The organism is Tistrella sp. (genome assembly GCF_002684955.1).
Taxonomy (GTDB): Bacteria; Pseudomonadota; Alphaproteobacteria; order Tistrellales; family Tistrellaceae; genus Tistrella; species Tistrella mobilis.
Genome location: NZ_NYWI01000067.1, coordinates 136,509 through 162,492, shown reverse-complemented (window position 1 = coordinate 162,492; position 25,984 = coordinate 136,509). Strand labels below are relative to the sequence as shown.

Annotated in this window: 19 protein-coding genes; 17 read left to right on the top strand and 2 right to left on the bottom strand. The window is 66.6% G+C overall.

Translation table 11 applies throughout. The features are described 5' to 3' along the window. Positions 1-344: 344 nt before the first annotated feature. From CMO28_RS20980 to CMO28_RS20960, 5 genes are all read left to right on the top strand, one after another. Positions 345-2,075, top strand: a complete 1,731-nt coding sequence (locus CMO28_RS20980; RefSeq protein WP_296716544.1) for a long-chain-fatty-acid--CoA ligase — start codon at positions 345-347, stop codon at positions 2,073-2,075. A gap of 160 nt (positions 2,076-2,235) precedes the next feature. Further along, positions 2,236-2,628: a MerR family transcriptional regulator gene (locus CMO28_RS20975; RefSeq protein ID WP_014748384.1), complete on the top strand. Its 393-nt coding sequence runs from the start codon at positions 2,236-2,238 to the stop codon at positions 2,626-2,628. Between the two features lie 129 nt (positions 2,629-2,757). Further along, on the top strand, positions 2,758-3,897 hold the full coding sequence (locus CMO28_RS20970) for a thiolase family protein (protein WP_296716539.1): 1,140 nt from the start codon (positions 2,758-2,760) through the stop codon (positions 3,895-3,897). A gap of 45 nt (positions 3,898-3,942) precedes the next feature. Next, on the top strand, positions 3,943-6,276 hold the full coding sequence (locus CMO28_RS20965) for a 3-hydroxyacyl-CoA dehydrogenase/enoyl-CoA hydratase family protein (RefSeq protein WP_296716536.1): 2,334 nt from the start codon (positions 3,943-3,945) through the stop codon (positions 6,274-6,276). Between the two features lie 25 nt (positions 6,277-6,301). Then, complete coding sequence (locus CMO28_RS20960; RefSeq protein ID WP_296716534.1) at positions 6,302-8,092, top strand: acyl-CoA dehydrogenase C-terminal domain-containing protein; 1,791 nt, start codon at positions 6,302-6,304, stop codon at positions 8,090-8,092. Positions 8,093-8,172: 80 nt separating this feature from the next. Here the strand turns inward: CMO28_RS20960 and CMO28_RS20955 are convergent, their stop codons facing one another. Then, entirely contained in the window at positions 8,173-9,984 is a 1,812-nt protein-coding gene (locus CMO28_RS20955; protein ID WP_296716532.1) for a hypothetical protein, read from the bottom strand. A 404-nt stretch (positions 9,985-10,388) separates the two neighbouring features. On the opposite strand from CMO28_RS20955, the gene CMO28_RS20950 reads away from it, so the two are divergent. Next, positions 10,389-11,009, top strand: a complete 621-nt coding sequence (locus tag CMO28_RS20950; protein WP_296716530.1) for a 2OG-Fe(II) oxygenase family protein — start codon at positions 10,389-10,391, stop codon at positions 11,007-11,009. A 15-nt stretch (positions 11,010-11,024) separates the two neighbouring features. On the opposite strand, the gene CMO28_RS20945 is transcribed toward CMO28_RS20950, so the two are convergent. Further along, entirely contained in the window at positions 11,025-11,381 is a 357-nt protein-coding gene (locus CMO28_RS20945) for a hypothetical protein (protein ID WP_296716528.1), read from the bottom strand. An 83-nt stretch (positions 11,382-11,464) separates the two neighbouring features. Here CMO28_RS20945 and CMO28_RS20940 point away from each other — a divergent pair, with 83 nt between their 5' ends. The 11 genes from CMO28_RS20940 to CMO28_RS20890 all read left to right on the top strand — a co-directional run bounded on the left by CMO28_RS20940 (position 11,465) and on the right by CMO28_RS20890 (position 25,966). Next, positions 11,465-12,664 carry an adenylate/guanylate cyclase domain-containing protein gene (locus CMO28_RS20940; RefSeq protein WP_296716526.1) on the top strand — a complete coding sequence of 400 codons (1,200 nt, stop codon included), beginning with the start codon at positions 11,465-11,467 and terminating at the stop codon, positions 12,662-12,664. Positions 12,665-12,923: 259 nt separating this feature from the next. Next, positions 12,924-14,939 (top strand): DUF2849 domain-containing protein, encoded by a 2,016-nt coding sequence (locus CMO28_RS20935; protein ID WP_296716523.1) that lies wholly within the window; start codon positions 12,924-12,926, stop codon positions 14,937-14,939. After that, positions 14,923-15,423 carry a DUF934 domain-containing protein gene (locus tag CMO28_RS20930; protein ID WP_296716520.1) on the top strand — a complete coding sequence of 167 codons (501 nt, stop codon included), beginning with the start codon at positions 14,923-14,925 and terminating at the stop codon, positions 15,421-15,423. The genes CMO28_RS20935 and CMO28_RS20930 overlap by 17 nt, the downstream gene beginning before the upstream one ends. A gap of 150 nt (positions 15,424-15,573) precedes the next feature. Next, entirely contained in the window at positions 15,574-17,535 is a 1,962-nt protein-coding gene (locus CMO28_RS20925) for an asparagine synthetase B family protein (RefSeq protein ID WP_296716517.1), read from the top strand. 177 nt (positions 17,536-17,712) lie between these two features. Then, entirely contained in the window at positions 17,713-18,099 is a 387-nt protein-coding gene (locus tag CMO28_RS20920; RefSeq protein WP_296716514.1) for a phasin family protein, read from the top strand. Positions 18,100-18,435: 336 nt separating this feature from the next. Then, positions 18,436-20,232 (top strand): acyl-CoA dehydrogenase, encoded by a 1,797-nt coding sequence (locus tag CMO28_RS20915; RefSeq protein ID WP_062767386.1) that lies wholly within the window; start codon positions 18,436-18,438, stop codon positions 20,230-20,232. Positions 20,233-20,441: 209 nt separating this feature from the next. Continuing rightward, positions 20,442-21,482, top strand: a complete 1,041-nt coding sequence (locus CMO28_RS20910; protein WP_296716509.1) for an MBL fold metallo-hydrolase — start codon at positions 20,442-20,444, stop codon at positions 21,480-21,482. Positions 21,483-21,793: 311 nt separating this feature from the next. Next, positions 21,794-22,609 (top strand): ABC transporter ATP-binding protein, encoded by an 816-nt coding sequence (locus tag CMO28_RS20905; protein WP_296716507.1) that lies wholly within the window; start codon positions 21,794-21,796, stop codon positions 22,607-22,609. A 73-nt stretch (positions 22,610-22,682) separates the two neighbouring features. Further along, entirely contained in the window at positions 22,683-23,561 is an 879-nt protein-coding gene (locus tag CMO28_RS20900) for a branched-chain amino acid ABC transporter permease (protein WP_296716504.1), read from the top strand. A 54-nt stretch (positions 23,562-23,615) separates the two neighbouring features. Next, positions 23,616-24,659 carry a branched-chain amino acid ABC transporter permease gene (locus CMO28_RS20895; protein ID WP_296716501.1) on the top strand — a complete coding sequence of 348 codons (1,044 nt, stop codon included), beginning with the start codon at positions 23,616-23,618 and terminating at the stop codon, positions 24,657-24,659. Positions 24,660-24,739: 80 nt separating this feature from the next. Further along, positions 24,740-25,966, top strand: coding sequence for an ABC transporter substrate-binding protein (locus CMO28_RS20890; RefSeq protein ID WP_082828741.1), 1,227 nt, complete (start codon positions 24,740-24,742; stop codon positions 25,964-25,966). The last annotated feature ends 18 nt before the right edge of the window (positions 25,967-25,984 follow it).

Sequence of the window (25,984 nt, the reverse complement as noted above, 5' to 3'; positions counted from 1 at the left end):
CTGGGCCGCCTGTCATGCGCTTTCAATCCCCGACGTCGCCCCGATCCGATTGACAATCCTCCCGATCGTTCCGACCTGTCTTGAGACATGATTCCGGGTATTGTAACTCTGGGTTGAGGGCAGACCCATGGTTGCGTCCGGGCATATGCGGCCGGCAAAGAATCCGGCGCCGGTTCGCGGCGTGACTGTTGATCCGGGGCGCGTGTCCTGGGATAGTCGAACGGCCGGTTGACGTATACGGAAACCGGTTTTGCCGTTGGGGGACGGCTCATCAAGGAAGCGGTACGGGGTCCGGGCCGGGCAGGGGCGGGCACCGGGGTCGCGACAAGGTCTCGGGAGGACCAATGACACAGATGATGGGTGCCGGGATCGATCCCGGCGGAGCCGAGCCGGTCTGGTTGCGCAAATATCCTGCCGACGTGAACTGGCGCAAGACGATTTCGCCCGCGCCGCTGACCTCGCTGATGGATCACGCGGTCAAGACCTTCGCCGATCGGCCGGCGGTCGACTTTCTGGGCAAGATCCTGACCTTCGCCGAGATCGGTCGGATGGTCGGCCAGGCCGCGAAGGGGCTGCAGCAGATCGGCGTGAAGCCCGGCGACCGGGTGGGGCTGTTTCTGCCCAACACCCCCTATTCGATCGTCTACTACTATGCGGCGCTGACCATCGGCGCCACGATCGTCAACTTCAACCCGCTCTATGCGCTGCGCGAGATCGAGCATCAGGTCAACGACAGCGGCACCCGGGTGATGGTGACGCTGGACCTGGCGGTGGTCTACGACAAGGTTCACGAGCTGCTGGGCAAGACCTGCCTGGAGCGGATCATCGTCTGCCCCATGGCCGGCGTGCTGCCCTTCCCGAAGAACCTGCTGTTCCCGCTGGTCAAGGGCAAGGAGATCGGCAAGGTCGAGAAGAGCGCCCGGATCGTTCAGCACAAGGCGCTGATGCAGAATGACGGGCGCTATGCCCCGGTTCAGATCGATCCCGAAACCGCGGTGGCGGTGCTGCAATATACCGGCGGGACCACCGGCCTGCCCAAGGGCGCGATGCTGACCCATGCCAATCTGCATGCCAATGCCCGGCAGCTGGAGGCCTGGTTCCCGGATGCGCGGCCGGGGCAGGAGCGCACCATGGTGGTGCTGCCGCTGTTCCATGTCTTCGCCATGACGGTCTGCATGAATTATTCCGTCCTGGCCGGCGCCTGCATGATCATGCTGCCGCGCTTCGAACTGGACCAGGTTCTGGAAACGCTGGCGAAGAAGAAGCCCAGCCTGTTCCCGGGCGTGCCGACCATGTACACGGCCATCGCCCATCATCCGAAGATCCGCGAGTTCGATCTCTCGTCGATCAATTACTGCCTGTCGGGCGGTGCGCCGCTGCCGCTGGAGGTGAAGCAGACCTTCGAAAAGCTGACCGGCTGCACCCTGGTCGAAGGCTATGGTCTGACCGAGACCTCGCCCGTCACCCATTGCAACCCGTTCAACGGCATCAGCAAGGAAGGCTCGATCGGCCTGCCCATGCCGGGCACCACGATCGAGATCGTCGATCTTGAGGATGGCGAGACCGTGCTGCCCCAGGGCAGCCGCGGCGAAATCTGCATCCGCGGGCCCCAGGTGATGGCCGGCTACTGGAACAAGCCGGAAGAGACCGCCAAGACCATGGCCGGCGGCCGGTTGCACACCGGCGATGTCGGCTATCTGGACGAGGACGGCTATGCCTTCATCGTCGACCGGATCAAGGATCTGATCATTGCCGGCGGCTACAACGTCTATCCGCGCATGGTGGAAGAGGCGGTCTATCTGCATGATCTGGTGGAGGAATGCACCGTCATCGGCATTCCCGACGAATATCGCGGCCAGACGGTCAAGGCCTTCGTGAAGCTGAAGGCCGGCGCCCATCTGACCGCGGCCGAACTGACCGCCTTCCTGAAGGAGCGGCTGTCGCCGATCGAGATGCCCAAGCAGATCGAGTTCCGCGACGCCCTGCCCAAGACCCTGATCGGCAAGCTGTCGAAGAAGGAACTGGTGCAGGAGGAGAAGGAGAAATACGAGGCGCGCCGCAAGGCCGCCGGTTGAACGGCGTGATCCGGAGTTAGTTGACGTTTACGTAAACGTTAGCTAACATGCCCGGGTCGGGATGGCACACAGGCGAAGAGCCACACAGGCGAAGAACCGGACCCGGGGCAGTGGCACCGCCCCCGAGGCCCGCCGGGCCTGTGCACAAGCGGGGGAGCGCATGCCGGACACCTTCACGATCACCCAGCTGGCCGAGGAGTTCTCGATCACGCCCCGGGCGATCCGGTTCTACGAGGATCAGCACCTCATCAAGCCCGCACGGGAGGGCATGAACCGGGTCTATTCCTATCGCGACCGCGCACGGCTGAAGCTGATCCTGCGCGGCAAGCGGCTGGGATTCAGCCTGGCGGAGATCAAGGAGTTCCTGGACCTCTACGAGGCCGACCGCACCCAGGTGGAGCAGCTGCGCCAGCTGCGCAGTGCGGTCACCGAGCGGATGGAACAGCTCCAGGGCCAGCTGAGCGACCTGATGGTGACCCTCGACGAGCTGCGCGACATCGAGGCCCAGGTGCTGGCGGCGCTGGCCGTCAAGGGCGTCGATGCCGCCGGCTGATTGCCGGATGTCGCCAGAGGCACCGCGGAACCGTCATCGTTCCCGCGCCACCATGTAAGACCACGAGAGAAACCACGCGCGCCGGCGGACCGGCGCACGGGAGAGACAATCCAGGAGCCGAGGGCCCCCATGAAGAGCGTCGTGATCGCGGGCTATGCCCGTTCGCCTTTCCACTTCGCGCGCAAGGGCGCGCTGACCAAGGTCCGTCCGGACGATCTGGCAGCCCAGGTGGTCAAGAGCCTGGTCGAGCGGAGCGGCATCGATCCCGAGACGATCGAAGACCTGATTCTGGGCTGCGCCTTCCCCGAGGGTGAGCAGGGTTTCAATGCCGCCCGTCTGATCGGCCTGCTGGCCGGCCTGCCCCAGTCGGTGGCGGGTGCGACGGTCAACCGCTTCTGCGGCTCGTCGATGCAGTCGGTGCACATGGCGGCGGGCGCCATCCAGCTGGGTGCGGGCGAGGCCTTCATCGCGGCCGGTGTCGAATCGATGACCCGCGTGCCGATGATGGGCTTCAACCCGGCGCCGAACCCGGTGCTGGCCGAGATGATGCCCGGCGCCTATATGCCGATGGGCATCACGGCCGAGAACGTCGCCGAGAAGTGGCAGATCAGCCGCGCCGCCCAGGAGGAATTCGCCGTCGCCTCGCATAAGAAGGCGGCCGCGGCGCGCGAGCAGGGCCGGTTCGCCGACGAGATCGTCGCGATCACCCAGAAGAAGGGCCCGGCGGTCGATGCCGACGGCTGCATCCGTCCCGACGCCTCGGTCGAGGGTCTGGCCGGGCTCGACCCCGCCTTCAGGAAGGATGGCGTGGTCACCGCCGGCACCTCGTCGCCGCTCACCGACGGCGCCTCGGCCTGCCTGGTCTGCACCGAAGAATATGCGGCGAAGAACAATCTCCCCCCGCTCGCCCGCATCCGCTCGGTGGCCGTTGCCGGCTGCGCGCCCGAGATCATGGGCATCGGCCCGGTGGCGGCCAGCCGCAAGGCGCTGGACCGCGCCGGCGTGAAGGCCGGTGATCTGGACGTGGTGGAGCTGAACGAGGCCTTCGCCTCGCAGGCGCTGGCCTGCATCCAGGATCTGGGCCTCGATCCGGCGCGGGTGAACCTGGATGGCGGCGCCATCGCCCTCGGCCATCCGCTGGGCGCCACCGGCGCCCGCATCACCGGCAAGGCGGCGGCGCTGCTGAAGCGGGAAGGCGGGCGCTATGCGCTGGCCACCCAGTGCATCGGCGGCGGCCAGGGCATCGCCACGGTCCTCGAAGCGCTCTGACGCAGGAACCAGACGGCTTTCCCAAGCGACCGGAGATGCTTTGAGATGACTGCAATCAAGAAGGCGGCCGTGATCGGCGCCGGCGTCATGGGCGCCGGCATCGCGGCCCATATCGCCAATGCCGGCGTGCCGGTGGTGCTGCTCGACATCGTGCCCAAGGGCGCCGAAAACCGGAATGCGCTCGCCGAGGGCGCGGTCCAGAAGATGCTGAAGACCAGGCCCAAAAGCTTCATGCATCCGAGCCGCGCGAAGCTCGTCACCACCGGCAATCTGGAAGACGATCTGGGCCAGCTGGCCGATGTCGACTGGATCGTCGAGGCGGTGATCGAGAATCTCGACATCAAGCGCAAGCTGTATGCGACGCTCGACGAGGTTCGCAAGCCCGGCTCGATCGTGTCGTCGAACACCTCGACCATTCCGCTCGGCCTGCTGGTCGAGGGGCGGTCGGCGGCGTTCAAGAGCGATTTCCTGATCACCCATTTCTTCAACCCGCCGCGCTATATGCGTCTGCTGGAGCTGGTCGCCGGCCCCGAGACCCGTGCGGATGCGGTGGAGGCGATCCGCGCCTTCGGCGACCATGCGCTCGGCAAGGGCGTGGTCGACTGCAAGGACACGCCCGGCTTCATCGCCAACCGCATCGGCACCTTCTGGATGCAGGCGGCGGTGACCGAGGCCATGGACCGCAAGCTCGATGTCGAGGCGGTCGACGCGCTGCTCTCGAAGCCGGTCGGCATCCCCAAGACCGGCGTGTTCGGGCTGATCGATCTGGTCGGTCTCGACCTCATGCCCCATGTCGCCGCCAGCATGAAGGCGACCCTGCCCGCCGATGATGCCTATCACGCCATCTACCGCGACAGCGACCTGTTCCGGAAGATGATCGCCGAGGGCTATACCGGCCGGAAGGGCAAGGGCGGCTTCTACCGTCGGCGCAAGGACGGGGGCCGGACCATTCAGGAGGCGCTCGACCTTGCGACCGGTGAGTACCGGGCGAAGCGCAAGCCCGATCTCGCCAGCATCCGTGCCGGTGCGAAGGATCTGCGCGCCCTGGTCTCGTACGAGGATGCCGGCGGCGCCTATGCCTGGGCGGTGATTTCCTCGGCGCTCTCTTACACCGCCGATCTGGTGGGGGTGATCGCCGACGAGGTGCCGGCGATCGACGAGGCGATGCGCCTCGGCTATGGCTGGAAGTATGGCCCGTTCGAGCTGATCGACCGCATGGGCGCCGGCTGGTTCGCCGACCGGCTGAAGGCCGAGGGCCGCAAGGTGCCCGAGATCCTGGCCGCCGTCGCCGGCAACGGGACCGGCCGCTTCTATCGGGTCTCGGACGGCGTGCTCGAATTCGCCACCCGTGACGGCGGCTATGCCCCGGTGCCGGTGCCGGAAGGCGTGCTGCGTCTCTCCGACGTCAAGCGGCGCTCGAAGCGGGTGGACGGCAACGGGTCGGCCAGCCTGTGGGATCTGGGCGACGGCGTGCTCTGCCTCGAATTCCACACCAAGATGAATGCGATCGATCCGGGCGTGCTCGAGATGGTCGCGAAGTCGACCGAGATCGTGCGCGGCGGCTACAAGGCGCTGGTGGTCTATAACGAGGCCGACAACTTCTCGGTCGGCGCCAATGTCGGCCTTGCGCTCTTCGCCTCGAACATCGCCGCCTGGGACATGATCGACGGCATGATCCGCATGGGTCAGGAAGCCTACAAGGCGCTGAAATACGCACCCTTCCCGGTGGTTGGCGCGCCGGCGGGCATGGCGCTGGGCGGCGGCTGCGAAATCCTGCTCCATTGCGATGCCGTCCAGGCCCATGCCGAGACCTATATGGGTCTGGTCGAGGTCGGCGTCGGCGTGGTGCCGGGCTGGGGCGGCTGCAAGGAGCTGCTGTTCCGCTGGATGGCCAACAAGCGCCGTCCGGGCGGTCCGATGCCGGCGGTGGGCCAGGTCTTCGAAATGGTCTCGACCGCGAAGGTGTCGGAAAGCGCCGAGGAGGCGCGCGACATGCTGCTGCTGCTCGACCGCGACCGGATCACCATGAACCGCGACCGGGTGCTGGCCGATGCCAAGGCCCGCGCGCTGGAACTGGCCGAGGGCTACCAGAAGCCCGAGGCTGCCGAAATCTCGCTGCCCGGCCCCTCGGCGCGGGTGGCGCTGGAGATGGCGGTGGACGGTTTCTTCCAGCAGGGCAAGGCCACGCCGCATGACGTGGTGGTCTCGGGCGCGCTCGCCCGGGTGCTGTCCGGCGGCGACACCGACATCACCGAGACGCTGCGCGAGGATGATGTCACCCGGCTGGAGAGCGAGGCCTTCATCTCGCTTCTGAAGACGCCTGCGACGCTGGCCCGGATCGAGCACATGCTCGAAACCGGCAAGCCGCTGCGCAACTGAGCCCTGCGGAGAGGAGACCGATCCCATGGCCGCAACCTACAAGGCACCGCTGCGCGACATCCGCTTCGTGCTGCATGACGTGCTCGACGTCTCGCGGATCTCGAAGCTGCCGGGCTACGAGGATGCCACCCCCGACATCTTCGATGCCGTGCTCGAAGAGGCGGCGAAGATGTGCGAGAACGAGCTGTTCCCGCTCAACCGCCCGGGCGACGAGGAAGGCTGCACCTTCGAGAACGGCGTGGTGCGCACGCCCCGTGGCTTCAAGGAAGCCTATGCGACCTTCATCGAAGGCGGCTGGACGGCGCTTGCCACCCATCCCGAATATGGCGGGCAGGGTCTGCCCAAGACGCTGAACTTCGTGGTCGAGGAGATGATCTGCTCGGCCAACCTCGCCTTCGGCATGTATCCGGGCCTGTCGGCCGGCGCCTACAACGCCATCGCCGCCCATGCCTCGGACGAGCTGAAGGCGCGCTATCTGCCCAAGCTCTCCGACGGCACCTGGTCGGGCACCATGTGCCTGACCGAGCCGCATTGCGGCACCGATCTGGGGCTGATCCGCACCAGGGCGGTGCCAGCCGACGACGGCAGCTTCCGCATCACCGGTACCAAGATCTTCATCTCGGCCGGCGAGCACGATCTGACCGAGAACATCATCCATCTGGTGCTGGCCAAGCTGCCGGATGCGCCCGAAGGCACCCGCGGCATCAGCCTGTTCCTGGTGCCGAAATTCATCCCCGACGCCAATGGTGCGCCGGCGGAGCGCAATGGCGTCGCCTGCGGCGCCATCGAGCACAAGATGGGCATCAAGGCCTCGGCCACCTGCGTGCTCAACTTCGACGACGCGATCGGCTGGATGGTGGGGGAGCCCCATCGCGGCCTGCAGGCGATGTTCACCATGATGAATGTCGCGCGGCTCGCCGTCGGCATGCAGGGGCTGGGTATCGGCGAGGCGGCCTATCAGGGCGCGGTCGCCTATGCGCTGGACCGCACCGCCGGCCGGGCGCTGACCGGCACCAAATATCCGGACCGGTCGGCCGACCCGATCGTGGTTCATCCGGATGTCCGCCGGAACCTGATGACCATGCGCGCGCTGAACGAGGGCGCGCGGGCGCTGTCCTACTGGATCGGCACCGAGATCGACGTGTCGCATCACCACCCCGATCCGGCGGTGCGGCAGGAGGCGGATGATCTGGTCCAGCTGATGACCCCGATCATCAAGGCCTTCCTCACGGACCTCGGCTTCGACAACGCCAATCGCGGCGTGCAGATCTATGGCGGCCACGGCTATATCCGTGAGCATGGCATGGAACAGTATGTCCGCGACGCCCGCATCACCCAGCTTTACGAGGGCACCAACGGCATCCAGGCCATGGATCTGGTCGGCCGCAAGCTCTCGGCCGGGATGGGCCGGCTGCTGCGCCGCTTCTTCCATCCGGCCGATGCCTATATCGCGGCGAAGAAGTCGGACCCGGCGCTGAAGGAGTTCATCGGCCCCTTCGCCAAGGCCTTCCAGCGCCTGCAGCAGGCGACGGCCGGTCTGGCGCAGAAGGCCATGGCCAATCCCGACGAGGCGGGGGCTGCGGCCTCGCCCTATCTGCGCATGTTCGCGCTGGTCGCGCTCGCCTTCATGTGGGCGAAGATGGCCGAGGTCGCGACCGCGAAGATCGCCGCCGGCGAGGATGTCGACTTCCACCAGCGCAAGCTCAAGACCGCCCGCTTCTTCATGGAACAGGTGCTGCCCGAGCATCTGGCCGCCTTCGCGGTGGCCATGGCCGGCGCGAAGACCGTGATGGCGATGGCCGACGACGAGTTCTGATCGGTCACCATCGGCGTTTCGACGGAAGAACACCCCCGCCGGGAGACCGGCGGGGGTGTCGTCGCCTGTGGGATCCGCGATTACGGATGCTTGAACGAGGGCAGGCGGCTCAGCCGGTTGGTGTAGAAGGCCCGGGCATCCGACGCGCTCTCAGGCTCGGGCGTATCCGGCTTCAGGCTCAACGGATTGCCGCCGATGATGAAGCTGAAATCGGTCCCGCCGAGCTGGGCATTGCCGTGGCACCCCATGCAGCCGCCCATCTGATAGGTGGTGAAGGACGTGTTTCCGGAGTTGCGGATGTAGACGTTCTGGAAGTTCTGCTGCGTGCCGCCCTCCGGATAGGTGGTGGGCGCATTGTCGGCGGCGATCCGGCCGTTGAACTGCTGCAGGGTGTAGTCGGTCTCGACCGTGATATTGGCCTGATAGAAAGCGCTGCGCAGCTTGGGGCTGATGAAGTTGGTGTTGTTGAAGGGCAGCGCCTCCGAACGGTTGAACGGCACCACCTGCACATTGACCAGCTTGTAGTTCAGCCAGGGCGCCGACGAGAGGCCCTTGCCGGCAATGTACGAGCGAATGCTGTTCTGGAAATTGGTGTTGATCTGCTGGAGCGTATAGTTGATCGGCTCGTAGCGGGTGTTGACGCAGAGATTGCCGCCGACCGGCGTGCCCGGCTGAACCGACGGATCGCCCGGCGGCAGTTCCTGGAAATACAGCCGGTTCTGCGGGTTGTTGCAGAACTGGTCACCGCCGAGCGGTACCACGAAGGGGTGGGTCGGATTGTCCTGATAGGCCAGATAGGGCGTGGTCGGCGTGGCGCCGACCGGCGGCTGGACGATGTTGCCGCTCGCATCCTCGATCGGGCTGCCGTCGGGCTGCAGGATGTTGTCGGCCTGCTCGAAGGTCGCGAAGATGAAATGGGGTGCGCTCGGGGTCTTCTGGATGATGTGGAGCGCGACCAGCGCCCATTTCGCTTCCCACCAGCACGGATTGCCGTTGGGGCCGGGTTCGTAATAGCGCACCGTGTTGGTGTGGTAGCGGGTCGGATCTTCCTTGCCCGCGACCAGCGGCCGCCAGGCGGATTTGACCTCGATGGTGCCGGCCGGCAGGGTCACGACCTGGTTTTCGGGCGCCGGCTTGCCGGCCGCCAGCCCCGCCTTCCAGGTGGCGATGCGCTGTTCCAGCGGCGTGGTGCCGTCGGTGCCGACATACCAGAGCCGGTTGCTGACGACATAGTCGAACTCGCTCTGGTTGGCCTTGGCCAGATAGCGGATCAGCGAGGGTGCGCTGTTCGGGCTGGCGGGCGGCGTGCCGTCCAGAATGCCGGCATGCATGGTGGCAAGGCCGATCTGGCTGGTCTCGTCCAGATTGATCCAGGCCGGCTGGGCCACGGCGGGCTGGCCGGGGCAGGCGGGCACCTGGCCGCCGGCACCGAAAATCGCCGGCGAATAGACATAGGATGGCGGCGTGCTGTACCCCCAGGGATCATTGGTGCCGGGCGGCACCCCATGGGGCGGGTCGTTCGGCGAATTGCTGCCCGGGAAGATCTCGATCTTGTGGCGATAGGTCTCCCAGACCAGCGGGCCGGCATTGGGGTCGCCGAAGGTTGCGGCCGGGTCGGGGGTGTCGCGCACCACCTGGCCGTTCTGTTTCAGGGCCGGCCAGTTAAGGGCGATGAACTCCTGCCAGGCGAAATAGGCGGCATCGACCAGATTGGCCTGGGCCGCCCCGCCGTTCACATCGGCGGGCGGGGTGGGCGACAGGCTGTCGGCCTGAAGCGGCGGCAGGGTGACGGCGGTTGATGCCGCAGCCGGTGCATAGGTGGTCGTCTGCGCCAGCGCCGCGCTGCTGCAGAGCAGCGGCAGGGCGCAGGCGACGAAGCGGGCTGTCTTCATGGCGGCTCGTCCTGTTGTGTCGTTGGCGCCGACCAGAATATTCCCCTAAAAGTTTATCATCGATTCAATTGTTCTATTTTTAATGAAGTTTGCATCACCCCCAGGACGGAAGGTGGACGGAATTTACTTCACAAATATGTATGAAGTGTGATCGATGTACATTCTCCTCCGCATAGCAGGAAATCGCATGTTCTGTCGTGATCTGTGATGAAAATCTCAGACAGGTATCAGGATTCTGAGTCATGAGTCCAAAAGAAGAGACCGCTCTTCAGGGATATGTATTTGTGACAACTGTCATGTTCCCCGGGGCAGGCAGGAAGGTGGGTATGTGCCGTCGATCGCACCTTCTTGTCTGTCTCTGGTGCCTTCTTGTCTGTCTCTGGTGATTGTGGAAGGACCTGTCGATGATGCCCGCTCCGCACCGCCCGCCGCTCACCCGGCCGGCACCGCCACCCCAACCGGCCTTCGTCGATGCCTTCCCTCATGCCCTTCCGGATGCGCTCTGCGATCAGCTGATCGCCCGTTTCGAACGGGACGAGGGCCGCTTCGCCAGCCGCACCGCCGCCGGGCAGAGTGCCAACCGCAGCGGCGTGATGGCCTCGATGGAAGGGCCGCATTGGGATGACCTGATGGCGCCGGTGGAAGCGGCGCTCTACAAGGCTCTCGGCGTCTATGCGCAGAAATACCAGTCCGTGATGCGGATGGCCGACCCGTCGAACCACCGGATGAGCGTGCCGATCATCGAGAAGATCGAACCCGGCCAGGGCTTCGGCTGGCATATAGATGCCGGCCCGCGCGACACCTATGACCGCTTCGTCTCGGCGCTCTGCTATCTGCGCACGGTGGAAGAGGGCGGGCACACCGAATTCCCGTATCAGCAGGTCGCAATCAAGCCGACCAAGGGCCTGCTGGTCCTGTTCCCGCCCTTCTGGACCCATCTCCACCGCGGCGCGCCGCCGGTGCGCGGGGTGAAGTACAATCTGACCTGCTTCTTTCTGCGCACGCCCGACTGGCAGGCGGTGTGACCTTCCACCCGCAGATCACCCCGGCACGGCCGGAATGTCGATCCTGAGATCCGGTTCGTCATGGATGAAGGTCAGCTGGAAACTGGCCGAGACCTCGCGGTCGGGATCATGGCCGGCGGCAATGGCCGCATCCAGGGCGGCGGCGGCTTCGTCGGTCAGGGCGAGGTTGAGATCGGCCAGCCGGCTGCGGAGCGGCGCCAGACCGCCCGCGGGCAGCGTGAAACGCAGCGTGGTCATCTTGTTCGAGAACTGGTTGTGGCCGTCGATCCAGCCCCCGGCGGCACCCACGGCATCGGCGACCTGATCCGTCGCCAGATGGCGGTCGCGCCGCGTGACGGTTGCAAGACGCAGGAAGAGGGGGCGTTGCGACATCGGCCGGCTCCGCGCATGGTATCACCCGACGGCCAGTCTATATCAGGCGGTCAGGATGTGGAGCTTTGCGAAAGAGGCCGGGCATGGCGATCGACGTCGGGGATATCTGCCGCTGGATCCTGGACACCGGCCTTGCCGGAGACGGTGAGCAGGCGCTGCTGAACGGCACGGCCGAGCGGCTGCGGGCAGTGGGGGTGCCGTTGACCCGCGCCAACATGGTCTGCGACACCCTGCACCCGATCCTTGAAGGACATGCCTTTCGCTGGCGCTCCGGCGAGGAAGAGGCGGCGGTGATCGCCTATGGCCGCGATCATGATCCGGACAGCTGGGCGAACAGCCCGTTCAATCATCTGGAGCAGAGCGGCGCGCCGATGCTGCTGCGCCTGCTGTCGCCGGCGACCGATGGCGAATTCAGCTATCTGGCCGAGTTGCGTGCCGAGGGCCAGACCGGCTATCTGGCCACCATCGTCCGCTTCGGCGGCACCGGGGGTGACGGGATCGGCGTGGGTGGCATGGAATGCGTCTACGTCTCGTGGATCACCGATCGTCCGGGCGGCTTCGCCGAGGCGGAGGTGGCGGCGGTGCTGGCGATCATGCCGTCCCTGGGGCTGGCGATGCGCGCGGCCTCGCTGTCCGGCATCGCCCATACCATCGCCCGCACCTATCTGGGCCGCGACGTCGCCCGCCAGGTGATGTCGGGGCGGATCGTGCGCGGGGTCGCCGAAAAGCGCGACGCCGTTCTGTGGTTCAGCGATCTGCGCGACTGGACGCGGATCAGCGGCAGCCTGCCGCCCGACCAGGTGATCCCCTTCCTGAACGACCATGTCGAACCGGTGGTCGCCGCCATCCATGCTGCGGGTGGCGAGGTGCTGAAATTCATGGGCGACGGCATTCTGGCCGTCTTCCCCGCCGACGACCGTCATGCGGCCGCGGAACGGGCGCTGGCCGCCGCCGCTGCCGCCCGGCAGGGCCTCGGCGATCTGGCGCGGATGCGCGAGGGCGCGGACCTGCCCTCCACCGGGCTTTATCTCGCCCTGCATGTGGGCTCGGTTTTCTATGGCAATGTCGGTGGCCCCGACCGGCTGGATTTCACCGTCGTCGGCCCGGCGGTGAACGAGGTCGCCCGCATCGCCGCCATGTGCCGCTCGGTCGATCGCAGCCTGCTGTTGTCGCAGGCCTTCGTCGATGCGCTGGACGGGGCGGACCAGCAGGTCGCCTCGGTCGGCCGCTTCGCGCTCCGCGGCGTCGAGGTGGTTCAGCACCTCTACACCCCGGATGCCTGATTGAACAAATCCTGAGTGTTTTTCTCCAGCGTTTCTACCGGAAGGTTGCTGCCTGGCCCGGGCTGAGCCTATCTCTGGTGAGATTGTCCCGGCATCAATGCAGGCATCACCTTTATTCACATCAGATTGCGTTGCAATTCTCGGTGCGGGCCGTATATATGATCTCCGTGTGTGGATTAAGCCGCGAAACAACAACGTCCTCGCGGATTGCCCCTTCACCGACGGTCCCCGCAGCCGGCGGTGAGCAGGAGTTCGGGTCATGAGCTTGCATGTGATTTCCGCCAACCGCCTGACCGACGGCGTCGCCGTCTGGCTGAACCAGGCCGGTGACTGGGTGGAACGGGTGGATGGTGCCGCCGTCTTCGACCGCGACACGCTGGAGGCCGGGCGCGCGCTTGCGGCCGAAGGTGAGCGTCGCCAGGAGGTCGTCTCGGTGGCCGAGGCGCCGGCCCAGGTGGACGGCGACCGCCCGGTGCCGACCACCCGGCGGGAGAGCATCCGCAGCCGTGGCCCCAGCGTGCGCGCCGATCTGGGCAAGCAGGCGGGCGAAACTGCATGGCCGCCGGCGCCGCCGGTTTCGGCAGCCCCCCGGCCGCAGCATCGCGCGACCGCCGGCATCTACAATTACGACGAGCAGGACCGCGCTTTCCTGAAGGATCGCGCCGAGGTCTTCCGCCGTCAGGTGGAGCGTCGCATTGCCGGCGAGCTGACCGAAGAGGAGTTCCGCTCCTTCCGGCTGATGAACGGCCTCTATCTGCAGCTGCACGGCTATATGCTGCGGGTGGCCGTGCCCTATGGCGTGCTGTCGTCGGACCAGATGCGCCAGCTGGCCTATGTCGCCCGGGTCTATGACCGGGGCTATGGCCATTTCACCACCCGGCAGAACATCCAGTTCAACTGGCCGCGGCTGGTCGACACCCCCGACATTCTGGAGGTGCTGGCCGATGCCGACATCCACGCCATCCAGACCAGCGGCAACTGCATCCGCAACGTGACCACCGATCAGTTCGCGGGGGCGGCTGCGGACGAGGTGGTCGATCCGCGCATCTTTGCCGAAATCCTGCGCCAGTGGTCGACCGACCACCCGGAATTCACCTTCCTGCCGCGCAAGTTCAAGATCGCCATCACCGGCAGCCCGAATGACCGCGCGGCCGTGCGGCTGCACGATATCGGCGTGCTGGCGAAGCGCAATGCGGCGGGCGAGATCGGGTTCGAGATCCATGTCGGCGGCGGGCTGGGCCGCACGCCGATCGTGGCGACCAGGGTTGCCGACTGGGTGGCGGTGCCCGATTTCCTGCGCTACATGGAAGCGGTGCTGCGGGTCTATAACGCCCTCGGCCGGCGCGACAATCTCTACAAGGCCCGGATCAAGATCCTGGTCCGCGAGACGAAGCCCGAGCGTTTCCGCGAGATGGTCGAGGAAGAATTCGCGGCGATGGATGCCGAGGGTTACCGGCTTGAGCCCGAGGTGGTCGAGGCGATCGCCGCCCGCTTCATCGACCCGGATTTCGAGACGCTGCCGGCCGTCTCCGACGCCTTCGAGCGCGCGAAAGCCGCAGATCCGGCCTTTGCGGCCTGGGTGCGGACCAACACCAACCCGCACAAGCAGCCGGGCTACATCTCGGCGGTGATCTCGCTGAAGCCGGTGGGCGGCATTCCGGGTGATGCCACCGATGCGCAGATGGACCTGGTCGCCGATCTTGCCGACCGGCACTCCTTCGGCGAGATCCGGGTGGCGCATGAACAGAACCTGGTTCTGCCCCATGTCCGCCAGGACGCGCTGTACGCGCTGTGGCAGGCCCTGCAGGGCACCGGGCTGGAGACCGCCAATATCGGGCTGGTCAGCGACATCATCGCCTGCCCGGGCATGGATTACTGCGCGCTGGCCACCGCCCGCAGCATCCCCGTCGCCCAGCGGATCGCCGAACGTTTCGCCGATCTGGACCGCCAGCACGATATCGGCCGGCTGACGCTGAACATCTCGGGCTGCATCAATGCCTGCGGCCATCACCATATCGGCAATATCGGCATTCTGGGCCTGGACCGCGGCGGCGTCGAAGCCTATCAGATCACGCTGGGCGGTGCGGCGGACGAGCAGGCGGCCGTGGGGCAGATCGTGGGGCCGTCGGTCTCGTATGAAGACGTGGTCGACGCGATCGAGACCATCGTCAACGTCCATGTCGCCCGCCGCGAGGCCGGCGAGACCTTCATCGACACCTATCGCCGCATCGGCATCACCCCGTTCAAGGAAGCGCTCTATGGCTCTGCTAAATGATCAGGGGCAGCCGATCGCGGATCGCTGGCAGGTGGCGGCCGAGGGCGAGGCGGTAACCTCGCCCGAGACCATCCTGCCGCTGGCCCGTTTCCTGGCGGCCCGGGCCGGCACGCCCGAGATGGCGGGCGACGAGCTGGCGCGCGGCGTGGCGCTGGGGGCGGATGCCCGGCCCGAGCGGCTGCGCGAGGTGCTGGACCGGATCGATCTGGTGGCGATCGACTTCCCGAAATTCCGCGACGGCCGTGGCTTCACCATCGCCCGCACGCTGCGTGAGCACATGGGCTATGAGGGTGAGATCCGGGCCCGCGGCCATGTTCTGCCCGACCAGTTCGTCATGCTGCTCGATTGCGGCTTCACCACGGTGGAAGCGCCCGAGGATCGGCCGATTGCCCGCTGGGCCGAGTTCCTGGTGCTGCAGCCGCATGGTCCCGAGCCGGCGCGGCCGGTTCAGCTCTTCCGCCGCCTGGTATCCGGGCGCGCCTGAAGCCTGGTGAACGCCCAAAGACAGGATGTGTGACCGGCCCGGAATCGGCTATGATCCGGGCCGGTTCGCATTTTCCGGGACGTATCGCCTCATGAGCCTGCCTGACCCTGCCATCTGCCGTGCCGTTCTCCCGAGCCGGAGGACCCACGCATGACCGCGCTTGCCGCTTTCTGGCAGTTCGACGGCAATACAGAAGGCGATGCCGCCGTGACGCGCATGCTCGGCGCGCAGGCGATGTTCACGCCTCATGCCCGCCCCGGCGCGCCGGCGCAGGAATGGGGCGACGATCGGATCACGATCGGGCTGCGCCTCAACCCGCTGCTGCCCGAAGACATTCACGACCGCCAGCCGCTGGAAGGCGCCGGCGGGCGCTTCGTGATGATGGCCGATCTGCGCCTGGACAACCGCGAGGATCTGGCGCAGGAGCTGGGCATCAGTGCCGATCGGCTGAAGACCATGGCGGATTCCGATCTGGCCATGGCGGCGTTCGAGCGCTGGGAGCTGGACTGCGTCCATCATTTCTACGGCGACTTCGCCTTCGTCGTCTGGGATACCCGCGAACGTCGCCTGCTGATGGCCCGCGACCATCTGGGCACCCGGCCGCTGCACTATCATGTCGGAACCCTGCCGGGCGGTGGCCGGTTCTTTGCCGTCGCGAGCATGCCCCGCGGTCTGCTTGCGCTGCCCTGGCTGAGTATGGCGCCCGATCTGAAGCGCCTGAACGGCTTTCTGGCCCTGCTGCCCGAGATCGGCACCAATTCCTTCTTCGAGAGCATCGAGCGGCTGCTGCCCGGCCATCGTGCCGTGGTGACGGCCGAAGGGGGCATGCGCGCCGAATGCTGGTGGAACCCCGCGCCGTCTCCGCTCCGGCTGGCCAGCCGCGACGATTATGCCGAAGCCCTGCGGGCGGAGCTGGACCGGGCGGTGCGCTGCCGGTTGCGCGGGGCGGGCGACAGGGTGGCGACCCATCTGAGTTCCGGCCTCGACAGTTCCTCGGTCACCGCCACGGCCGCCCGGCTGATCGCGCCCGGCCGGGTGACGGCCTATACCTCCACCGTCCGCCCCGGATACGAGGATCCGTTCATCGAGCGGCAGCGTATCGCCGATGAATGGCCGCTCGCCTCGGCAACCGCCCGGCTCTATCCGAACGTCGATCATGTCCGGGTGGTCAATGACGGCACCTCGCCGATCGAGACCCTGGGCGCCGGTTTCGAATTCATGGACCGGCCGATCCTGAACCCCTGCAACCATGTCTGGATGCATCAGATCAACACCCTGGCACGGCAGGCCGGCCACCGGGTGGTGCTGTCGGGCCAGATGGGCAATATGAGCCTCAGCTATGACGGCCAGAACATGTTCCCGCAGCTTCTGCTGTCGGGTCGCCTTCTGCGCTGGTTCAGGGAGGCGCGCGGCCATGTCCGCTCGGGCGTGCAGCGGCGTTGGCGGGGCATGATCCTGCACTCGATCGGCCCGGCCCTGCCGCCCGCGCTGTGGACGATGCTGACGAAATGGCGCGGTCGGGACATGGACCTGTCGGCGGTGTCGCTGCTGCATCCCGAGCGGCGCGCGCAGGCTTATGCCCAGGCGGAACGGGCCGGGTTCGACCTCTCCTACCGGCCCAGCCTCGACAGCGTCGAACTGCGGATGCGGGTTCTGCGGCGGTTCGACGGCGGCAACTATCACAAGGGGTCGCTTGCCCATTTCGGGCTCGACACCCGCGATCCGACTTCGGACGTCCGGTTGATCGAATTCGCGATGCGTGTCCCCGACGAGATCTTCGTCGAAAACGGCGCCGGGCGGGCACTTGCCCGGCGGGCGATGGCCGATCGTCTGCCCCGCGAGGTGGTGACGGAGCGTCGCCGCGGCCTTCAGGCCCCCGACTGGCACGAGGCATTGACCGCCAAGCCGGAACTGCTGGACGAGACCATCGAGGGCATTCTGCGGTCTCCCGCCGCCTGCGAACTGCTGGACACCGAACGGCTGAAGCGGCTGCGGGCGGATATGGAAACCACCGATCTGCGTCGCTTCAAGTCGATGACCTCGTATCGCCTGGCCATGCTGCGCGGCACCGCCGTCGGCGATTTCATCCGGCGGGCATCGGGCGCGAACTGAGGCGTCTCACCCCGGGGGGGGTCGATGCAGGCGCTGGGGCTCGATCCGGCGTTTATCGGTGCATGACAACGACCGGAAGTTGATGCAGATCAAGGTATTGATTTTTGTGACAGGGTAAACGGAAGATGAATGCGACCCCTGCTGTCGCACCGCCCCCCTGAGGTGGAGGAAACAGCCATGCCCGCCAACCCCTCGACATCCGCAGCACCCGAGACGGCGCTTCTGCCGCCGGTGTCGTTCGACACCATGATGACCGGCGGCCGCGAGGCCGTGGAGACCTGGTTCCAGATCAACCGTGCGGTCGCGGATGCGGCCGGGCGGATCGCGCAGGAATACGGCCGGTTCGTGATGGGCCGGCTGAACGACGACTTCGCCAGCCAGAAGCAGCTGAGCGCCTGCCGCACGCCGGTCGACTTCATCGAGATGGCGAACGGCTTCGCACAAAAGGCCGTGCGCGACTATATGGACGAGGCGACCCGCCTGACGGCCATGGCGACCGAGGCTTTCTCGGCCGCGGCCGTCACGCCGGCGCCGTCGGCAGCCCGCCGTCAGGCGGCCGACTGACCACGATCCCGCCCGTGTCTCCAGGGCCCCCCGTGTCTCCAGGGCCCGGCCCGTCGCCCGTGCAGGCGGCGGTGCCGGGCCCTGTGACGTTTATCCCCTGCACGCGTCTGCCGCAGATGCTATAACGTCGGGCGAAAGCAGCCCGCCTTGCGGCGGGTGGCGGTCGCATCGAGGGGCCGGCTTGTACCAGAGGGGTCCTTCGGGCGGCCCCTGGTGGTGGAATATTGCCAAGCGAGCGTTTGCTTTTCACGCTGGCCGGTCGATCTTTCCAACCATCTGCATCCCTATCCCAAGGCCCGAGCCTTTCCCCAGGGCCCCGAGACTTCGAGGACATCCATGTTCGGTTACACGGCACCCATCCGCGACATGCGCTTCGTAATGCGCGAGATCGTCGACATCGAAGGCCTGTCGCAGCTTCCGGGCTGCGATGCGGCGACCCCCGACACCGTGGACGCCATCCTCGAAGAAGCCGGCAAGCTGGCCGGCGGCGTGATCGCGCCGCTGAACCGCACCGGTGACCAGACCGGCTCCAAGGTCGAGAACGGCGTGGTCCGCACGCCGGAAGGCTGGCGCGAGGCCTATCGCCAGTTCGTCGACGGCGGCTGGAACTCGATCCCGTTCGAGCCGGAATTCGGTGGCCAGGGCCTGCCGATCACCGTCGCCTCGGCCTGCGCCGAGATGTGGAACTCGGCCAACATGGCCTGGGGGCTGTGCCCGCTGCTCACCATCGGTGCGGTCGAGGCGCTGACCGCCCACGGCTCCGACGCGCAGAAGCAGACCTATCTGGAAAAGCTGGTCTCGGGCGAGTGGACCGGCACCATGTGCCTGACCGAGCCTCAGGCCGGATCGGATCTGGCGCTGCTGCGGAGCAAGGCGGTGAAGCAGGATGACGGCACCTATGCCATCACCGGCACCAAGATCTTCATCACCTATGGCGAGCACGACCTGACCGAGAACATCGTTCATCTGGTGCTGGCGCGCACCCCGGATGCGCCGGCGGGGGTGAAGGGCATCTCGCTGTTCATCGTGCCCAAATTCCTGGTCAATGCCGACGGCACCCTGGGCCAGCGCAACGACCTGCGCTGCGCGAGCCTTGAGCATAAGCTCGGCATCCATGGCAGCCCGACCGCGGTGATGCAGTTCGGCGACGGTGGCGGTGCCACCGGCTATCTGATCGGCGAAGAGAATCGCGGCCTGCAGTACATGTTCACCATGATGAACAATGCCCGGCTGAATGTCGGCATTCAGGGCTATGCGATCGCCGAGCGCGCCTATCAGCAGGCGCTGGCCTATGCGCAGGAGCGCCGCCAGGGCCGCGCCGCCGGCGCCGAGGGGGCGGCACCGCTGATCATGCATCCGGATGTGCGCCGCAATCTGATGCTGATGAAGTCGCAGACCGAAGCCGCCCGCGCCCTTGGCCTTTATACCGCCGCGATGATCGATCGCGCCCGCCATACCGAGGATGCGGAAGCCCGCCGCCAGGCCCAGCGCCGGGTGGAGGTGATGATCCCGATCGTGAAGGGCTGGTCGACCGATCTGGGCTTCGAGCTGGCCTCGACCGGTGTCCAGATCCATGGCGGCATGGGCTATGTGGAAGAGACCGGCGCCGCCCAGCATCTGCGCGACGCCCGCATCTGCCTGATCTATGAAGGCACCAACGGCATCCAGGCCATGGATCTGGTCGGCCGCAAGCTGTCGATGGACAATGGCCAGTCGATCAAGGCCCTGGTCGCCGAGATGGGCGCTGCCGCCGACGCGCTGAAGGCGGTGGAGGGCGATGATGCCGCCACCATCGCCGCCGCGCTGGCCGAGGCGGTGGCTGCCGCCGACGATGCCACCGACTGGCTGATCGCCCGGGCCGGCAGCGATGCCCAGGCCGTGCTGTCCGGTGCCACCGCCTATGCCCGGCTGATGGGCACGGTTGCCGGCGGCTGGATGATGGCGATCTCGGCCGCGGCCGCGATCCGCGGTCTTTCGGAAGGTGCCGACGATGCGGCCTTCCTGGAAGCGAAGCTGATCACCGCCCGCTTCTATGCCGAGCAGGTCCTGCCGCTTGCGGCCGGGCTTGCCCGCACCGTCAAGGCCGGCTCGGCCTCGATCATGGCGCTCAGCCCCGAGCAGTTCGCGGCCTGATCGTCAGGAACATGCGCATGCACCGGGGCCGCGGCGGGCGACCGCCAGGCCCCGGCTGCGGCCCGGTTTTCCAAGACGGCCGCCCAGAAGCCGCGGGGAAGCCTGTGCCGCAGACGACGACGGTCCGAACGCCCGCAGAGGCGGGGGCCGGGATCTGAGAAGACGGATCTGTCTGACGAGGGGGAGGTGATGCAAGGAAAGGCCAAGACATGGATCGTGCCGCCGGGGTCGTCTATCCCCTGACCACCCGCCCGGAGCCGGGGCAGAGCCTGGAGGTCGCGCCGGGCGTCTTCTGGGTCCGGATGCCGCTGCCCTTCGCGCTCAACCACATCAATCTCTGGCTGGTCGACGGGCCCGAGGGCTGGACCGTCGTCGATACCGGCATCAACACCCGCATGACCACCGATCTGTGGGAGCAGGTGTTCGAGGCGACGCTCGGCGGCCGGCCGGTGGTCGACGTGGTCGTCACCCACTACCATCCCGACCATATGGGTCTGGCCGGCTGGATGGTGCGCCGCTGGGAGGGCGCGCGTTTCCATGCTTCGCTGGGTGAATGGCTGATGGCGCGGGCGGTGTGGTTCGAGGTCGCCTCGGGCGCCCATGACGCCAGGCTCTCCTATTACCGCAAGGCGGGGCTGACCACCGACGAGATCGAGGGCATCCACGGCCGCACCAGCGGCTATCGCAAGGGCGTGTCGGAACTGCCGCAAAGCTTCCTGCGCATGAGCCGCGAGGCGAAGGTCGCCTTCGGCGGTGACGAATGGCAGGTGCTGATCGGCCGCGGCCATGCCGTCGAGCATGTCTCGCTCTATTCCGAAAAGCGCAAGGTGCTGATTTCGGGCGATCAGGTCCTGCCCCGGATCAGTCCCAATGTCGCGGTCTGGCCGACCGAACCCGACGGCGACCCGCTGGCGATGTTCCTGGCCGACATGCCGCAATTCCTTGAACTGCCTGAAGACACGCTGGTGCTGCCGGCCCATGACGCGCCGTTCTATGGCCTGCATCACCGGGTCGAAGCGCTGGCCGCCCATCACCACGACCGGCTGGACGCGATCCTGACCGCCTGCCGCGCCGGGCCCTGCACCGTGCGCGACACGTTCCCGCTGCTGTTCGGCAACCGCAAGCTCGATGCCCAGCAGCTGGTCTTCGCCACGGGCGAGGCGCTGGCCCATATCAATAATCTGGTCCACCGCAACGCCATCCGCCGCGAGACGGCAGAGGACGGCATCTGGCGCTTCGTCGCCGTCTGACCGGCGCCGATCCGGCCGGGTTCCACCGGTACAATCTATCCGTTTGCGGCCAGCCCGCGCCCCTGGACCTCCGGGGGCGCGGGCTGTCGCTTTTACAGCGCGGAAATCTTCTTACCCACGGGTAATGTCGATTGACACCTAACGGACAGTTTCCTAGCCTGAAGGGACGGGAGTGGTTCTAAAATAATAAAGACCGCCCCGCGAGGGAGGGAGACATTACCGGTGAACGGTCACCATCGACGGCACGGATGCGCCCGTGCCGGGGAGACGGGAGAGGTGCATCCGCGCGTCTGCCGTCGGGCGGGCGCGACATGACGGCCATACTCGAAGTTGAGGGCGTCGGTCTGAAGTTTGGCGGCGTGGCTGCCCTGACCGATGTGTCGCTCACCGTCGAGGAGGGTTCGATCACCACCGTGATCGGCCCCAACGGCGCGGGCAAGACCTCGCTGTTCAACGCCATCTCGGGTTTCTACAAGCCGAACACCGGTACCGTGCGCTTTCGCGGCCGCGACGTCAGTCGCCTGAAGCCGCCGGCCCGTGCCGCGCTGGGGCTTGCCCGCACCTTCCAGAACATCGCCCTGTTCCGCGGTATGACCGTGCTCGACAACATCAAGCTCGGTGCGCATGTCCATCTGAAGACCGGGCTGGTCGATGCCCTGATCTATCGGGGCCGGGCGCGGGCGGAAGAGGCGCGGCTGCGGCGGGAGGTGGAAGAGCGGATCATCGATTTCCTGGAAATCGACCATATCCGCGGCCTGCCGGTCGGCGCCTTGCCCTATGGCCTCCAGAAGCGGGTGGAGCTGGCGCGCGCGCTCGCCATGCGGCCGACCGTGCTGATGCTGGACGAGCCGGTGGCGGGCATGAACCGCGAGGAACGCGAGGACATGGCCCGCTTCATTCTGGACGTGAAAGAGGAATGGGGCGTCACCGTGCTCATGGTCGAACATGATATGGGCCTGGTGATGGACATTTCCGATCATGTCGCGGTGCTGAATTTCGGCAAGCGCATTGCCGCCGGCCGGCCGGCCGAGGTCCAGAAAGACCCCGAGGTCATCCGCGCCTATCTGGGGGCGGGCGATGTCGGGCAGATGCGTGCCCGGCTGGAGGCGGGCCAGGCGGCGGCCTGACCGCCGGCCGCCCCGTTTTCGCCTGATCAGACACCCCCTTGCCTGGCATCCTGCATGTGGAAGGAGGCGGCCGTTGGATTGGCTGTTCTTCGGCGAAGTCAGCCTTGCAGGGCTGGCGACCGGCGGGCTCTATGCCCTGATCGCCCTTGGTTTCGTGATCATCTACAAGGCGACGCGGGTCATCAATTTCGCCGTCGGCGAGATGATGATGTTCTCGGCCTATCTGTTCCTCACCTTCGCCGGCATCCTGGACTGGCCCTGGTATGTGTCGCTGCCGCTGGCGGTGATCGGCGGGTCGCTTCTGGGCGGCGTGATCGAGCGGGTCGCGATCCGGCCGATGCTGGGCGAGAACCCGATCTCGGTGGTGATGGTGACGGTGGGCATCGCCAGCGTGCTGATCGGCCTCGCCGAAATGCTCTGGACCGCCGATCCGCAGCTGCTGCCCGATTTCCTGCCGCGAGAGCCGATCATGATCGGCGAGATGTTCGTGGCGCCGAAATCGGGCTGGGCCTTCGTGATCGCGGCCTGCGTGATCGTGGTCTATCTGCTCTATTTCCGCTTCTCCCGCGGCGGCGTGGCGCTTCGTGCCACGGCGTCCGACCAGGCGGCGGCCTATTCGATGGGCATCGCCGTGCCCAAGGTGTTCTCGGCTGCCTGGATGGCCGGGGCCTTCGCGGCCGCGATCTCGGGCATCCTGGTCGCGGCCAGCGGCGGGCTCAGCCCGCAGATGGGCGTGGTCGGGCTGTCGATCCTGGTGATCGTGATCCTGGGCGGGCTCGACAGCATTCTGGGCGCGCTGATCGGCGGGCTGTTCGTGGGCTGGATCGAAACCATCGCCGGCACCTATCTCGGCGGCGAATACCGCCAGCTCGCCACCTTCTCTCTGCTGGCGGCGATCCTGATCGTCCGCCCCTACGGCCTGTTCGGCACCCGCGAGATCGAGCGTCTCTGACCGGGTGTCTGCCTCCGTTCCCTTCGCCACCACCGCACCGGAGACCGGATCGCGATGCGTATCGGTGACGCCAAGACCAGCTATATCGCCGACGAGATGATCTTCGACACGCCCGTGCGCCGGGCGTGGTTCGCGGCCCTGATCGTCGCCATCCTGGTCTTTCCCCTGATCGGCAACGACTACACCATCTATCTGGCCTGTCTGGTCGCGATCAACGTGATCAGCGCCACCGGGCTCAACATCCTGACCGGCTTCACCGGCCAGATCTCGCTCGGCCAGGCGGCCTTCATGGGGATCGGCGGCTATACGGTCGCGGTGCTCGCCAGCCGCTGGGGGGTGCCCTTCATCCTGACCCTGCCGCTGGCGGGGCTTGCCTCCGCCGCCTTCGGCGTGCTGGTCGGCCTGCCCTCGCTCAGGGTCAAGGGGCTCTATCTCGCGATCGCGACGCTCGCCGCCTCGGTCATCGCCCATTTCGTCTTCGCCCATTGGGACCCGGTCACCGGCGGTATCGGCGGGCTGCAGGTGCCGCCGGCCGACCTCTTCGGCCTGGTGCTGGGCGACGACCGGTCGATGTACTGGCTGATCATGGGGGTGGCGGTGATCGCCTGCATGAGCGCGCGCAACCTGTTCCGAACCCGGGTCGGCCGCGCCTTCATCGCCATCCGCGACCGCGACATCTCGGCCGAAGTGCTGGGCATCGACCTGTTGCGCTGGAAGCTCTACGCCTTCGCGCTCAGCTCCTTCTATGCCGGGGTCGCCGGTGGGCTCTTCGCCTATTTCTTCCGGGTGGTGACGCCCGAAAGCTTCCCGCTCACCATGTCGATCTTCTTCCTGGCCGCGATCATCGTCGGTGGGATGGGCTCGATCCTGGGCGGCATCCTGGGGGCGATCTTCATGACCCTGGTGCCCGAGGCGCTGCGCTTCGTCACCACCATGGTCACCCCCTTCTACCCGCAGGCCCCGGTCGTGCTGTCGCCAATGCGCGAGGTGGTCTTCGGCCTGCTGATCGTTCTGTTCCTGATCTTCGAACCCCATGGCCTGGCCGAGATGTGGCGCAGGCTCCGGCGGTTCTTCCACCTCTGGCCCTTCCGCACCTGACCGGTGCCCGGGGCCTGCCCGATCGTCAACGACCGCCGGCCAGAACCGGCGGCAGGCGTCCTTTCAGGGAGGAGACACCCATGTCCAGCACCATGCGCGGCCTCTCGCGCCGCGATCTCCTGAAATATGGCGGCGGTGCCGCGGCCCTCGGCCTTGCGCTCAAATCCGGGCTCGATCCGCGGAGCGCGCTTGCCGCCGACGACATCGTGATCGGCGGCTCGCTGCCGATGACCGGCGTCTTCGCCTTTGCCGGCATCGCCGGCCATCAGGGGCTGAACGATTTCGTCGAATGGAAGAACGCCAATGGCGGCGTCGCCGGGCGTCAGCTGCGCTATGTGATGGAAGACACCGGCTACAAGGTCGACGTGTCGGTGGCGGCCTTCAAGAAGATCACTGCCGCCCACAAGCCGCCCTTCTATTTCGGCGACAGCACCGGCTTCGAAAAGGCGATCGCCTCGGAACTGGTCCAGCTGGGCACGACGGTGATGTCGGGGGCGAGCTTCGCCTCGGAACTGGCCGATCCCGGCCGCTACCCCTATCACTTCATCGCCGGCCCCAGCTATGCCGAGCAGGTCGGCATCCTGCTGCAATACATCAAGAACGAGGCCTCGGGCGGCTCGGCGCCCAAGCTGGCGCTGGTCTACAGCGACACCGAATTCGGCCGCGACCCGATCGCCTCGGCCAAGGCGCGCGCCAAGGCGCTGGGCATCGAACTGGTCGACGAGATCGTGACCAAACCCGGCAGCGTCGACGTCTCGGCCGAGGTGCTGAAGCTGCGCCGCTCGCGCCCCGACTATGTGATCTTCCACGGCTATGTGCTGTCGCCGATCAATGAATTCATCGTTCAGATGAAGCAGATGGGCCTGAAGACGAAGTTCATGGGCACCTATTACACCATGGACAAGCTGCTGATCGATCAGGTGGGCGAGCCCTCCGACGGCTTCATGGGCGTGATGCCCTACAACTATTACGACAGTGACGCCAGCGGCGCCAATTTCGAGGCCATGCGGGCCTGGACGAAACAGCATGCGCCGGACGTGACCTATCGCCCCGTCCCCTATGTCGCCAGCTGGTTCACCGGCATGCTCTTCGCCGAAATCGCCCGTCGGGTGATTGAGGGCGGCCAGGAGATGACCGCCAAAAACATGAAGGCGGCGCTGGAAAGCATCGAGAACTGGGACACCGGCGGCATCATCGGCCTGCCGATTTCGATGAAGACCCATTCGGTGCCGGTGGGCCGCATCTACCAGGTCAAGTTCTCGGAAAAGCGCTACGTGCCGGCCTCCGACTGGATCGCGCTCACCTGACCTCGTCCGACCGACGGC

Bases quoted from the DNA above. Each gene is read 5' to 3' on its own strand.
- CMO28_RS20980 (WP_296716544.1), top strand. From the start codon at position 345: ATGACACAGATGATGGGTGCCGGGATCGATCCCGGCGGAGCCGAGCCG.
- CMO28_RS20975 (WP_014748384.1), top strand. From the start codon at position 2,236: ATGCCGGACACCTTCACGATCACCCAGCTGGCCGAGGAGTTCTCGATC.
- CMO28_RS20970 (WP_296716539.1), top strand. From the start codon at position 2,758: ATGAAGAGCGTCGTGATCGCGGGCTATGCCCGTTCGCCTTTCCACTTC.
- CMO28_RS20965 (WP_296716536.1), top strand. From the start codon at position 3,943: ATGACTGCAATCAAGAAGGCGGCCGTGATCGGCGCCGGCGTCATGGGC.
- CMO28_RS20960 (WP_296716534.1), top strand. From the start codon at position 6,302: ATGGCCGCAACCTACAAGGCACCGCTGCGCGACATCCGCTTCGTGCTG.
- CMO28_RS20955 (WP_296716532.1), bottom strand. From the start codon at position 9,984: ATGAAGACAGCCCGCTTCGTCGCCTGCGCCCTGCCGCTGCTCTGCAGC.
- CMO28_RS20950 (WP_296716530.1), top strand. From the start codon at position 10,389: ATGATGCCCGCTCCGCACCGCCCGCCGCTCACCCGGCCGGCACCGCCA.
- CMO28_RS20945 (WP_296716528.1), bottom strand. From the start codon at position 11,381: ATGTCGCAACGCCCCCTCTTCCTGCGTCTTGCAACCGTCACGCGGCGC.
- CMO28_RS20940 (WP_296716526.1), top strand. From the start codon at position 11,465: ATGGCGATCGACGTCGGGGATATCTGCCGCTGGATCCTGGACACCGGC.
- CMO28_RS20935 (WP_296716523.1), top strand. From the start codon at position 12,924: ATGAGCTTGCATGTGATTTCCGCCAACCGCCTGACCGACGGCGTCGCC.
- CMO28_RS20930 (WP_296716520.1), top strand. From the start codon at position 14,923: ATGGCTCTGCTAAATGATCAGGGGCAGCCGATCGCGGATCGCTGGCAG.
- CMO28_RS20925 (WP_296716517.1), top strand. From the start codon at position 15,574: ATGACCGCGCTTGCCGCTTTCTGGCAGTTCGACGGCAATACAGAAGGC.
- CMO28_RS20920 (WP_296716514.1), top strand. From the start codon at position 17,713: ATGCCCGCCAACCCCTCGACATCCGCAGCACCCGAGACGGCGCTTCTG.
- CMO28_RS20915 (WP_062767386.1), top strand. From the start codon at position 18,436: ATGTTCGGTTACACGGCACCCATCCGCGACATGCGCTTCGTAATGCGC.
- CMO28_RS20910 (WP_296716509.1), top strand. From the start codon at position 20,442: ATGGATCGTGCCGCCGGGGTCGTCTATCCCCTGACCACCCGCCCGGAG.
- CMO28_RS20905 (WP_296716507.1), top strand. From the start codon at position 21,794: ATGACGGCCATACTCGAAGTTGAGGGCGTCGGTCTGAAGTTTGGCGGC.
- CMO28_RS20895 (WP_296716501.1), top strand. From the start codon at position 23,616: ATGCGTATCGGTGACGCCAAGACCAGCTATATCGCCGACGAGATGATC.
- CMO28_RS20890 (WP_082828741.1), top strand. From the start codon at position 24,740: ATGTCCAGCACCATGCGCGGCCTCTCGCGCCGCGATCTCCTGAAATAT.